8 protein-coding genes and 2 pseudogenes are annotated in these 12,232 nt (G+C 66.4%); 3 read left to right on the top strand and 7 right to left on the bottom strand.

Translation table 11 applies throughout. From position 1 onward, the window contains the following. Positions 1–2 precede the first annotated feature (2 nt). From ACFJI0_RS03035 to ACFJI0_RS03005, 7 genes and pseudogenes are all read right to left on the bottom strand, one after another. Positions 3–335: an FmdB family zinc ribbon protein gene (locus ACFJI0_RS03035; RefSeq protein ID WP_382161267.1), complete on the bottom strand. Its 333-nt coding sequence runs from the start codon at positions 333–335 to the stop codon at positions 3–5. A gap of 151 nt (positions 336–486) precedes the next feature. Beyond that, positions 487–2,052, bottom strand: a complete 1,566-nt coding sequence (gene ubiB / locus ACFJI0_RS03030; RefSeq protein ID WP_382161270.1) for a ubiquinone biosynthesis regulatory protein kinase UbiB — start codon at positions 2,050–2,052, stop codon at positions 487–489. Further along, positions 2,049–2,666, bottom strand: a complete 618-nt coding sequence (locus ACFJI0_RS03025; RefSeq protein ID WP_382323386.1) for a hypothetical protein — start codon at positions 2,664–2,666, stop codon at positions 2,049–2,051. Before ACFJI0_RS03025 ends, ubiB begins: the two co-directional genes overlap by 4 nt. 81 nt (positions 2,667–2,747) lie before the next feature. Continuing rightward, complete coding sequence (locus ACFJI0_RS03020) at positions 2,748–3,755, bottom strand: Tim44 domain-containing protein (RefSeq protein ID WP_382323385.1); 1,008 nt, start codon at positions 3,753–3,755, stop codon at positions 2,748–2,750. Positions 3,756–3,796: 41 nt separating this feature from the next. After that, positions 3,797–4,529, bottom strand: a pseudogene (gene ubiE, locus ACFJI0_RS03015) (bifunctional demethylmenaquinone methyltransferase/2-methoxy-6-polyprenyl-1,4-benzoquinol methylase UbiE). A gap of 17 nt (positions 4,530–4,546) precedes the next feature. Beyond that, positions 4,547–4,960: a gamma-butyrobetaine hydroxylase-like domain-containing protein gene (locus tag ACFJI0_RS03010; protein ID WP_382323384.1), complete on the bottom strand. Its 414-nt coding sequence runs from the start codon at positions 4,958–4,960 to the stop codon at positions 4,547–4,549. Positions 4,961–4,983: 23 nt separating this feature from the next. Beyond that, positions 4,984–8,865 (bottom strand): annotated as a pseudogene (locus ACFJI0_RS03005) (DUF3683 domain-containing protein). A 186-nt stretch (positions 8,866–9,051) separates the two neighbouring features. On the opposite strand from ACFJI0_RS03005, the gene ugpB reads away from it, so the two are divergent. The 3 genes from ugpB to ugpE all read left to right on the top strand — a co-directional run bounded on the left by ugpB (position 9,052) and on the right by ugpE (position 12,232). Continuing rightward, a complete protein-coding gene (ugpB, locus tag ACFJI0_RS03000; protein WP_382323383.1) occupies positions 9,052–10,371 on the top strand; it encodes a sn-glycerol-3-phosphate ABC transporter substrate-binding protein UgpB in 1,320 nt (439 codons plus the stop codon). A gap of 126 nt (positions 10,372–10,497) precedes the next feature. After that, positions 10,498–11,379, top strand: a complete 882-nt coding sequence (gene ugpA / locus ACFJI0_RS02995; RefSeq protein WP_382323382.1) for a sn-glycerol-3-phosphate ABC transporter permease UgpA — start codon at positions 10,498–10,500, stop codon at positions 11,377–11,379. Between the two features lies 1 nt (position 11,380). After that, complete coding sequence (gene ugpE, locus ACFJI0_RS02990; protein WP_291114924.1) at positions 11,381–12,232, top strand: sn-glycerol-3-phosphate ABC transporter permease UgpE; 852 nt, start codon at positions 11,381–11,383, stop codon at positions 12,230–12,232.

The raw sequence follows: 12,232 nt of genomic DNA, 5'->3' as shown, positions 1-12,232 counted from the left end.
GCTCAGGTGGAGGACGCGGGCGGGCTGGCGGGCGCCGTTGCCGGCGCGGGCGCGGCGGCCGGTGCCGGGGCGGCGGAGGCATCGGCCTTGGCCGGTGCGGGGGCCGCGGCGTCGCCGGCCGTGGCGGGCGCGGTCGTGGTGGCGGGCTTGTTGCCTTCGCGGAAGTCGGTCACGTACCAACCCGAGCCCTTGAGCTGGAAACCGGCCGCCGTCAGCTGCTTCTTGAAGCTGGCCTGGCCGCAGGCCGGGCAGACAGTGAGCGGATCGTCGGAGATTTTCTGCAGCACGTCCTTGGCATGGCCGCAGGACTCGCACTTGTAGGCATAGATAGGCATGGCGTGGACCGGAATGAGGGCTGGAGCGCCTCGGGGAATCGGACCCCGGAGGGCGCCGGACGTTCCCGTGCGGGACGTGGAACAAAACCCGTCATTATAAATTGAGGGTGTGTCCCGCGTGCGCCGGGCGTCGGCGCCCGGCGGCCCCCACCTACCAGAGCCGGACCCGCACCAGCACCTGCATGACGATCAGGCCCAGCACGAAGCCGACGCCGCCGTAGATGATGCTCTGCAGCAGGCGGTTGGTGCGGCGTTGCTCGGCCACCAGGGTGTCGAGTTCGCGCCGCAGTTCGTGTGGCTTGTGCTGCAGGTAGTCGTGCAGCAGGCGCGGCAGCGCCGGCAGCAGCTTGGCGTACTGCGGCGCCTCGGCCTTGAGTTGCTGCAGCAGCTTCTGCGGGCCGACCTGCTCCACCATCCATTTCTCCAGGAACGGCTTGGCCGTGCTCCAGAGGTCGAGTTCGGGGTCGAGCTGGCGCCCGAGGCCCTCGATGTTGAGCAGGGTTTTCTGCAGCAGCACGAGCTGGGGCTGGATTTCCACGTGGAAGCGGCGCGAGGTCTGGAACAGCCGCATCAGCACCATGCCGAGCGAGATTTCCTTCAGCGGACGGTCGAAATAGGGTTCGCACACCGCGCGGATGGCCGATTCGAGCTCGTCCACCCGCGTTTCGGCGGGCACCCAGCCCGATTCGATGTGCAGCTCGGCCACGCGCTTGTAGTCGCGCCGGAAGAAGGCGGTGAAGTTCTGCGCCAGGTATTCCTTGTCGAACTCGGTGAGCGTGCCCACGATGCCGAAATCGAGCGAGATGTAGCGCCCGAAGGTGGCCGGGGCGGTGCTGACCTGGATGTTGCCCGGGTGCATGTCGGCGTGGAAGAAGCCGTCGCGGAACACCTGGGTGAAGAAAATGGTGACACCGTCGCGCGCGAGCTTGGGAATGTCCACGCCCAGGGCCCGCAGCTCCTCGACCCGGTTGATGGGGGTGCCGTGCATGCGCTCCATCACCATCACCTCGGTGTGGCAGTAGTCCCAGAGCATTTCCGGGATCAGCACCAGGTCCAGCCCCTGCATGTTGCGGCGCAGTTGGGCTGCGTTGGCGGCTTCGCGCAGCAGGTCCAGCTCGTCGTGCAGGTATTTGTCGAACTCGGCGACCACCTCGCGCGGCTTGAGGCGCTTGCCGTCGGCCGACAGCCGCTCGACCCAGCCGGCCATCATGCGCATGAGGCTGAGGTCCTTGTCGATCACCGGGCGCATGTTCGGGCGCAGCACCTTCACCGCGACCTCGCGCCCACCGTGGCGGCCGTCCAGCAGGGTGGCGAAATGCACCTGGGCCACGGAGGCGCTGGCCACCGGCACCTGTTCGAAATGCGAGAACACCGAGGACAGCGGTTTGCCGAAGGCGCGCTCGATGCTGGCGACCGCAACTTCGCTGGGGAACGGCGGCACCCGGTCCTGCAGGCGCGCGAGTTCGTCGGCGATGTCGGGCGGCAGCAGGTCGCGCCGCGTCGACAGCACCTGGCCGAACTTCACGAAGATCGGGCCCAGGCGCTCCAGGGCCTCGCGCAGGCGGGCACCGCGCGGCGCGTCCAGGTTGCGGCCGATGGAGACGATGCGGGTGAGCAGGCGAATGGCCGGGCGCTCGAAGCTGGAGAGCACCAGCTCGTCCAGGCCGTAGCGCAACACCACCCAGACGATGAAGGCGCCGCGGAAGAGCCGGCTCATGCCGCGGTTCCGTCGGCGCGCGGAGGCACCGACGCATCGCCACCGGCGGCCGCGCGCGGCGCACGGCCGGCTGGCAGGCGCTCCACGAAGGCCTTGACGGCCTGGGCCGCCGACTGAGCGAAGCGCGCCAGCGTGTGGGCAGTGGCGTCACCGACGATGCGGGAAAGGTCTTCCTCCACGTCCCAGCGCACGTTGTCCACCAGCCAGGCCACCTCGGCGGCGAGTTGCACGTCGCCCTGGATGTCCACGCCCGGTTTCTGGCCGGCGAGCACGCTCTGGGCCAACGCCAGCGGCGAGCGCTGGGTGAGCGTGACGCTCAGTTCGGGCGTCGCATCGGGTGCACAGCGCTCCAGCAGGCCGGCGGCGCTGGGTGCGAGCGTGAGGTGGAAATCGCCCCACTGGATGCGCACGGGTTTGCCCTTCTGGCGGCGCAGGCGGTCCTGGGCCGCTTTTTCCTGCATCAGCACGTGGTTGAGGAACAGCACCACGCGGTTCTGCAATTCGTCCACCACCCATTCGGGCGGGCGGATCGCGCCGAGCAGCGATTGCAGGAAGCTCAAGGGGGCGGCGGCCGCACCGGCCCCGGAAGAAGAATCGGGTGGTTCATTTTTCATGACCACCCGATTTTGACGGATAAAGCGCGAGGCACGGCGTCAGCGTGCATCAGCCGGGCTGGCGAGGCAGCCCCTGCGGCGTCACTGCAGCGCTTGCACGCCCGCCACCAGCCAGCCACCCGGGCCGTTCTTCGGGCGGGTGATGTTCCAGACTTCGCGGAACGGGTTGGGACCGGCGGACGCTTCCTCGCGGATGAGACCGGAGAATTCGACACTGGCCATGTACTCGCCCTGCAGTTCCTCGATGCCGAGCAACTGCGCGTCCAGCATGACGACCTCGGTCTTGTTGGCGCCACTCCGGGCCTGCTCGCGCTCGGCCAGCTGGCCGCGGATCTGCTGGAGCATGTCGTCGGTCATCATCGCGCGCAGCGCGGGGATGTCGGAACGGTCCCAGGCATCCTGCAGGCTCACGAAGTTGGCTTTGGAGGCCTTGAGGAAGCCCTCGGCATCAAAACCGGCGGGAACGCCCCAGCTCTGGCTGCCGCCGAGCGCCGAACCGATCATGGAACCGCCGACGGGGCGGTGGGAGTGGTCCAGCGCGGCCGGGCCGCTGCGCTCCCAGGGCCGGGCCGAGGCGTCGTTGCCGACGTTCTGCGGGCTGTAGCTGCGCGGCGTGGCCGGGTCGTACTGCGACTGGCCGGCCGGGCCGGCGCCCTGGTAGGCCATGCCACCCGGAGCAGCCGCCGCAGGCGCGCGGCGGCGCATCACCATGCCGATCACCGCCATGACCACCATCGCCAGCAGGGCGAACAGCAGGATCTGGCGAAAGGCTTCGCCCAGGCCCAGAGAAGAGGCCAGCCAGGCCAGGCCCAGGCCGGCGGCCAGGCCCCCGAGCATGGCGCCCCAGGGGCGCTTGGGCGCCGCGGCGGCGGCGGCCGGATTGGCGGTGGCCGGACGGGCCGCCGCCGCCGCATTCTGGGCAGGCGCCTGCTGCGGCGCGGCCTGCTGGGACGGCGGCGCGCTGCTGCGCTGCGTCACGTTGCCCGACTGCTTGCCGAACGACGCGCCACCGCCCATGCGCTTGGCCCACACATCCTGGGTGCCCAGCGCCATCGCGAACACCAGCAACACCGACCACAACTTGTTCATGCTTTTGCCTCCTTCAAACAACAGAAAACCTGAAAAACCATTCAACACTTGATGCCCATGTGCAACGCCACCACCCCGGCGCTGAGGTTGTGCACGTCCACATGGCCGAATCCGGCTGTGCGCATCATCTGCCGCAACTCTTCCTGCCCCGGGTGCATGCGGATGGACTCCGCGAGGTAGCGGTAGCTGCTCTCGTCGTTGGCCACCAGCTTGCCCAACTTGGGCAGCACATTGAACGAATACCAGTCATAAGCCTTCTCGAGCGGTTTCGCCACCCGGGAAAACTCCAGCACCAGCAATTTGCCCCCCGGCTTGAGGGTCCGATGCATTTCGGCCAGTGCAAGTTCCTTGTGCGTCATGTTGCGCAGGCCGAAAGCCACTGAAACAAAATCGAACGACTCGTTGGCGAACGGCAGTTTCTCGGCGTCGCACACCATGGTGGGCAGCACCACGCCCAGGTCCAGCAGGCGCGAGCGGCCCTCGCGCAGCATGGCTTCGTTGATGTCGGTGTGCACCACGCGGCCGGTGGGGCCCACCTTGCGGGCAAACGCCAGCGAGAGGTCGCCGGTGCCACCAGCGATGTCGAGCACCTGCTGGCCCGGCTGCGGGTTGCGCCACGGTGATGGTGTAGCGCTTCCAGAGGCGGTGCAGCCCGGCCGACATGAGGTCGTTCATCACGTCGTACTTGGGCGCGACCGAGTCGAACACGCTGCGCACGCGCTGCGCCTTCTCGCCTTCGTCGACGGTCTTGAAACCGAAATGGGTGGAGGCCATGGTGGAATTTCCTCGCTTCAGTGGCTGCCGCAGGCGTGGCCGCCCTTGTCCGGCATGGGGGCGTCGCGCTCCACGCCGGCGGCCTGCAGACGTTCCAGGTACTCGGCCCACAGGTCGGCCTGCTTCGAACCCAGAAAATACAGGTAGTCCCAGGAGAAGATGCCCGAGCTGTGGCCGTCGGAGAAGGTGGGCTGCACCGCGTAGTTGCCGACCGGCTCCAGCGCCACGACGCCGACCTCGCGCTTGCCGGTCTGCAGCACCTCCTGGCCCTTGCCATGGCCCTGCACCTCGGCCGAAGGGGAATAGACCCGCATCAGCTCGAACGGGATCTTGAATTCGCGGCCGTCGGAAAAGCCGATTTCCAGCACCCGCGACTGCTGGTGCAGGGTGATCGACTGCGGCGAGGGGGTGTTCTTGTCGAGGCCAGCCATGAAAGTCTCCGTTGTCGGGCGGGTCAGACGAGCACGCGCTCGATGCCGCCTTCGTTGGCCTTCGCGCAGCGTACTCGGGCAGCCATTCTTCGCCCAGGATCTGGCGCGCCATCTCCACCACGATGTAATCGGCTTCCAGCAGGCCGGACTTGAGGTCGTCGCCATAGCGGCTCAGGCCTTGCAGGCAGCTCGGGCACGAGGTGAGGATCTTGACGTTGTCGTTCGCGCCCACGGTGCCGGCGGCGCGCAGCGCGGCCTCGCCCTTCTGGATTTCCTCTTCCTTGCGGAAGCGGACCTGGGTGGAAATGTCGGGCCGGGTCACGCCCAACGTGCCCGATTCGCCGCAACAACGCTTGCTCTCCACCACGTTGTCGCCCACCAGCGCCTTGACCGTCTTCATCGGGTCCTGCAGCTTCATCGGCGTGTGGCAGGGGTCGTGGTACAGGTAACCGCCCTGTCCGGCCGGCAAGGTGATGCCCTTTTCCAGCAGGTATTCGTGGATGTCGATGATGCGGCAGCCCGGGAAGATCTGGTCGAACTCGTAACCCTGCAGCTGGTCGTAGCAGGTGCCGCAGCTCACCACCACGGTCTTGATGTCCAGGTAGTTGAGCGTGTTGGCGACCCGGTGGAACAGCACCCGGTTGTCGGTGATCATCTTCTCGGCCTTGTCGAACTGGCCGCTGCCGCGCTGCGGGTACCCACAGCACAGGTAGCCCGGGGGCAACACCGTCTGCACGCCGGCATGCCAGAGCATGGCCTGTGTTGGCCAGGCCCACCTGCGAGAACAGGCGCTCCGAACCACAGCCCGGGAAGTAGAACACCGCCTCCGTCTCGGCCGTGGTGGCCGAGGGGTTGCGGATGATGGGCACGTAATCCTTGTCTTCGATGTCCAGCAAGGCGCGGGCGGTCTTCTTGGGCAGGCCACCCGGCATCTTCTTGTTGATGAAGTGGATCACCTGCTCCTTGATCGGCGCGGGGCCCAGGGTGGCTGGGGGCGCGCCGGTCTGCTTGCGCGCGAGGCGCTGGAGCAGGTCGTTGGCCAGGCGCTGGGCCTTGAAGCCCGCGCCCACCATGGCGCCGCGCACGAACTTGATGGTCTCGGGGTTGGTCGCGTTCAGGAAGAACATGGCCGCCGCGTTGCCGGGCCGGAAGCTCTTCTGGCCCATCTTGCGCAGCAGGTTGCGCATGTTCATGGTCACGTCGCCGAAGTCGATCTTGACCGGGCAGGGGCTCAGGCACTTGTGGCACACCGTGCAGTGGTCGGCCACGTCCTCGAACTCTTCCCAGTGCTTGATGCTGATGCCGCGGCGGGTCTGCTCTTCGTACAGGAAAGCCTCGACCAGCAGCGAGGTCGCCAGGATCTTGTTGCGCGGCGAATAGAGCAGGTTGGCGCGCGGCACGTGCGTGGCGCACACCGGCTTGCACTTGCCGCAGCGCAGGCAGTCCTTGACGCTGTCGGCGATGGCGCCGATCTCGCTGCGCTGCATGATGATCGATTCGTGCCCCATCAGGCCGAAGCTGGGCGTGTAGGCGTTGGACAGGTCGGCGCTGCGCAGGCTGGCGTCGCCCACCGGACCCTGGCGCAGCAGCTTGCCCTTGTTGAAGCGGCCCTCGGGGTCGACGCGTTGCTTGTAGTCCGCGAAGGGTTGCAGCTCCTCGTCGGTCAGGAATTCCAGCTTGGTGATGCCGATGCCGTGTTCGCCCGAGATCACGCCGTCGAGCTGGCGCGCGAGCACCATGATGCGCGCCACGGCCTCGTGCGCGGTCTGCAGCATCTCGTAGTCGTCGCTGTTGACCGGGATGTTGGTGTGCACGTTGCCGTCACCGGCATGCATGTGCAGCGCCACCCACACGCGGCCCTTGAGCACGCGCTGGTGGATGGTGGTGCATTCGGCCAGCAAGGGGCCGAACGCCGCGCCGGAGAAGATGGCCTGCAGCGGCGCGCGGATCTGCGTCTTCCAGCTCGCGCGCAGGCGGTGGTCCTGCAGCTGCGGGAACAGCGCGTCCACGTCGCTCAGCCAGCCCGCCCAGAGCGCGCGCACTTCGCGCACCAGGGCCAGGGCCTGCTGCACGCGGTCTTCCAGCAGTTCCGCGCTGGGGATGTCGCTGGCGTCGTCGGTCTTGCCCAGCGGCAGGTTGCCCTTGGCGAAGAAGGCTTCGAGCGCGTCGGCCAGCTTGATCTTGTTGCGCAGCGACAGCTCGATGTTGATGCGTTCGATGCCTTCGGTGTACTCGCCCATGCGCGGCAGCGGGATCACCACGTCTTCGTTGATCTTGAAGGCGTTGGTGTGCCGGCTGATGGCCGCCGTGCGCTTGCGGTCCAGCCAGAACTTCTTGCGCGCCTCGGCGCTGATGGCCACGAAGCCCTCGCCGCTGCGCGAATTCGCCATGCGGATCACTTCGCTGGTGGCGCGCGCCACGGCATCGGCGTCGTCGCCCACGATGTCGCCGATCAGCACCATCTTGGGCAAGGTGCCGCGCTTGCTCTTGGTGGCGTAACCCACGGCCTTGAGGTAACGGTCGTCGAGGTGCTCCAGGCCGGCCAGGATGGCGCCGCCCGGGCGCTTCATCTCGGCGAACATGAAGTCCTTGATGTCCACGATGGACGGCACGCAGTCCTTGGGATTGCCGAAGAACTCCAGGCAGACCGTGCGCACGTGGTCGGGCATGCGGTGCACCACCCAGCGCGCGCTGGTGATCAGGCCATCGCAGCCCTCCTTCTGGATGCCCGGCAGACCGCTGAGGAACTTGTCGGTCACGTCCTTGCCCAGGCCTTCCTTGCGGAAGGTCTTGCCCGGGATCACCAGCTGCTCGCTGCGCACCGGGGTCTTGCCGTCGGCCTCGAAGTACTGCAGCCCGAAGGTGGCGACCTCGGCGTCATGGATCTTGCCCAGGTTGTGGTCCAGCCGGGTGACTTCCAGCCACTGGGCCTGCGGTGTGACCATGCGCCACGACACCAGGTTGTCCAGCGCCGTGCCCCACAGCACGGCCTTCTTGCCGCCCGCGTTCATGGCGATGTTGCCGCCGATGCACGAGGCCTCGGCCGAGGTCGGGTCCACCGCGAACACGTGGCCCGCGCGGTCGGCGGCGTCGGACACGCGCTGGGTCACGACGCCGGCTTCGGTCCAGATGGTGGGCAACGGCTTGTCGTGCCCGGGCACCTTGACCCACTCCACCTCGGTCATGGCTTCGAGCTTCTCGGTGTTGATCACCGCGCTCTTCCAGGTCAGCGGAATCGCGCCGCCCGTGTAGCCGGTGCCGCCCCCTCGCGGGATGATGGTCAGCCCGAGCTCGTAGCAGCCCTTGACCAGCAAGGCCATTTCGGCTTCGGTGTCGGGCGTGAGCACCACGAAGGGGTATTCCACGCGCCAGTCGGTCGCGTCGGTCACGTGCGAGACGCGCGACAGGCCGTCGAACTTGATGTTGTCCTTGGCCGTCAGCCGGCGCAGCGCCTTGGTGGCGCGCTGGCGCAGCGCGGCCATGTCCTGGAACGAGCGGGAGAACTGATCGACCGCCGCGCGGGCCGCCGTGAGCAACTCGGCCACCAGGCCATCGCGCACCGCGTCGTCCTGTGGCGTGCGGCGCTTCTGCACCTCGGCCAGCCGGTGGTGCAGGGCGTCCACCAGCTGCTGGCGGCGCTTGGGGCTGTCGAGCAGGTCGTCCTGCAGGTAGGGGTTGCGCTGCACCACCCAGATGTCACCCAACACCTCGTACAGCATGCGGGCGGAGCGGCCCGTGCGACGCTCACCCCTCAGTTCGTCCAGCAGGCCCCAGGCGCGCTCGCCGAGCAGGCGCAGCACGATTTCACGATCCGAGAAGGAGGTGTAGTTGTAGGGAATCTCGCGCAAACGTGGCGCATCGTCGGTGGCGGTGGCGAGCAACGAAAGCGGTGTGGGTGCGTTCATGTGTGTGGCAGTCGCCAGCATGACAGTAAAGAACCCAGGATGGTACCGCAGCGCAACATTCACCCACCCCCCCTGTGGAAACCCCTGTTGTCACACCTGGGAAACGCATGTGCAATCGTTTTGACATATCGGAGCCCTACCCTACCCCCACCGGTTTCCGACCATCCATCCCAAGGAGCAACACCCATGCACAAGCGTTTTCTTCCCATGACCGGCGCCCTGGCGCTCGCCGCCCTGATGAGCGGCCCGGTCCACGCCCAGGCGCCGACCGAGATCCAGTGGTGGCACTCGATGAGCGCAGCGCTTGGCGAGTGGGTGAATGACCTGGCCAAGCAGTACAACGCCAGCCAGAGCCAGTACAAGGTCGTGCCCACGTACAAGGGCACGTACGACGAGTCCATGACGGGCGCCATTGCCGCCTTCCGCGCGGGCAATGCGCCACACATCCTGCAGGTGTTCGAGGTCGGTACCGCGACCATGATGGCCAGCAAGGGCGCCATCGTGCCCGCCGCCAAGGTGCTCAACGACGGCGGCTTCAAGTTCGACCCGACGCAGTACGTGTCGGCCGTGGCCGGCTACTACACCGCCCCCAACGGCCAGATGCTGAGCTACCCGCTCAACAGCTCGACCACCATCTTCTATTACAACAAGGACGCCTTCAAGAAGGCCGGCCTGGACCCCGAAAAAGCGCCCAAGACCTGGCCCGAAGTGTTCGCCGCCGCCTCCAAGCTCAAAGCCAGCGGCCACGCCTGCCCGTTCACCACCAGCTGGATCAGCTGGACGCAGCTGGAGAGCTTCTCGCTCTGGCACAACACCCTGTTCGCCTCCAAGAACAACGGTTTTGACGGCAACGACGCACAGCTGATGATCAACACGCCGCTGCACGTGCGCCACTTCGAGAACCTCGCCAAGGCTTCCAAGGAAGGCAGCTTTGTCTACAAGGGTCGAGGCAACGCGCCCGACGCCTCCTTCCCCTCGGGCGAGTGCGCCATGATCACGGGCTCGTCGGGCCTGTATGCCCGCGTGTCCAAGGACGCCAAGTTCGCCTACGGCATCTCCGCCCTGCCCTACTACGCCGATGTCAAGGGCGCGCCCCAGAACACCGCCATCGGCGGCGCCAGCCTGTGGGTGATGGCCGGCAAGAAGCCCGCCGAATACAAGGGCGTGGCCGATTTTCTGAACTTCCTGAACGACACCCGGGTGCAGGCCGCCAGCCACCAGCGCACCGGTTACCTGCCGGTGACCACCGCGGCCTACAAGCTGACTGAGGCATCCGGCTTCTATGAAAAGAACCCGGGCACCGACGTGGCCGTGACGCAGATGATCCGCAAGGCCACCGACAAGTCGCGCGGCATCCGCCTGGGCAACTTCGTGCAGATCCGCACCATCATCGACGAGGAAACCGAGCAGATCTGGGCCGGCAAGAAGTCGCCCAAGGAAGCGCTGGACACCGCCGTGACACGAGGCAACGAGCAGCTCGTGCGTTTCGCCCGCGCCAACAAGTAAATTCTGGCCCGAAGCCTGACGATGCCTGCCAGTCCTTTGGTCGGCATCGATAGCCCGCCACTCTGCAGACCCCCGCGGTTTGCACAGCGGCGGGTTGTCTTTTTGAAAGACTGAGAAAGACTGGACATGGAAAAGCGCGTGCTCTTTCGCTCTGCGTGGTTGCCCTGGGTGTTGCTGGCGCCCCAGCTGGCCATCATCAGCATCTTCTTCTTCTGGCCGGCAGGTCAGGCCCTGGTGCAATCGTTCCAGGTGCAGGATTCGTTCGGCTTTTCCAAGGAGTGGGTGGGCTTCGAGAACTTCAGAAACCTCTTCGAAGACCCGAGCTACCTGGCCTCGTTCAAGACCACGGCCTTCTTCTCGGTGCTGGTCGCGGGTTTCGGCATCGCCATTTCGCTGGTGCTGGCGATCTTCGCCGACCGCATCATCAAAGGCGCGCTGGCCTACAAGACCGCGCTGCTGCTGCCCTATGCCGTGGCCCCGGCGGTGGCTGGCGTGCTCTGGATGTTCATGTTTTCGCCGTCGCTCGGCGTGGTGGCCTACATGCTGCGCCAGTCGGGCTTCAACTGGAACCACATGCTCAATTCCGACCACGCGATGACGCTGATCGTGATCGCGGCGGTGTGGAAGCAGATCTCCTACAACTTCCTGTTCTTCCTCGCAGGGCTGCAGTCGATCCCCAAGTCGCTGATCGAGGCCGCCGCCATCGACGGCGCGGGCCCCTGGCGCCGGTTCTGGAGCATCCAGTTCCCGCTGCTGTCACCCACCACCTTCTTCCTGCTGGTGATCAACGTGGTGTACGCCTTCTTCGACACCTTCGCCATCGTGGACGCGACCACGCAAGGCGGCCCGGGCCGCGACACCGCGATCCTGGTCTACAAGGTCTACCACGACGGCTTCAAGGCCATGGACATGGGCGGCTCGGCCGCGCAGTCGGTGGTGCTGATGGTGATCGTCATCGTGCTCACGGTGATCCAGTTCCGCTACGTCGAGAAGAAAGTGCAGTACTGACATGGTTGAACGCAGTCCCTATCTGACGCTGCTGTCGCACCTGATCCTGGTGCTGGGCGTGCTCATCGTCGGCTTCCCGCTGTACCTGGCGTTCGTGGCGTCCACCCACACCGCGCAGGACATCGTGCAAGCCCCCATGCCTTTGCTGCCCGGCAGCAACTTCTGGCAGACCTACCGCGACACCCTGTTCGGCGGCGGCAGCGGCCCGGGCTCCAGCGCGCCGGTGGCGCGCATGATGTGGGTAAGCCTGGTCACGGCGCTCGTCATCACCTTCGGCAAGATCGCCATCTCGCTGCTGTCGGCCTTCGCCATCGTCTACTTCCGCTTCCCGTTCAAGGGCATCTGCTTCTGGCTGATCTTCATCACGCTGATGCTGCCCGTGGAAGTGCGCATCGGCCCGACCTACCAGGTGGTATCCGACCTGGGCATGCTCAACACCTACGCGGGCCTGACCGTCCCCCTCATCGCCTCCGCCACCGCCACCTTCCTGTTCCGGCAGTTCTTCCTCACGGTGCCAGACGAACTGGTGGAAGCCGCGCGCGTGGATGGCGCAGGCCCGATGCGTTTCTTCAAGGACATCCTGGTGCCCTTGTCGCGCACCTCGATCGCCGCGCTGTTCGTGATCCAGTTCATCTACGGCTGGAACCAGTACCTGTGGCCGTTGCTCGTCACCACCTCGGAAGAGATGTACCCGGTGGTGATCGGCATCAAGCGCATGATCGCGGGCGGCGACGCCGGCAACGAGTGGAACATCGTGATGGCGACCGCGCTGCTGGCCATGCTGCCGCCCGCGCTCGTGGTGATCTTCATGCAGCGCTGGTTCGTCAAGGGACTGGTGGACACCGAAAAGTAA

Origin of the sequence: Hydrogenophaga sp. UC242_53 (assembly GCF_042696965.1) — a bacterium.
GTDB lineage: Bacteria > Pseudomonadota > Gammaproteobacteria > Burkholderiales > Burkholderiaceae_C > Hydrogenophaga.
The sequence above is the reverse complement of the archived record's forward strand: the minus strand, read 5'-3'. Positions and strand labels throughout refer to the sequence as shown.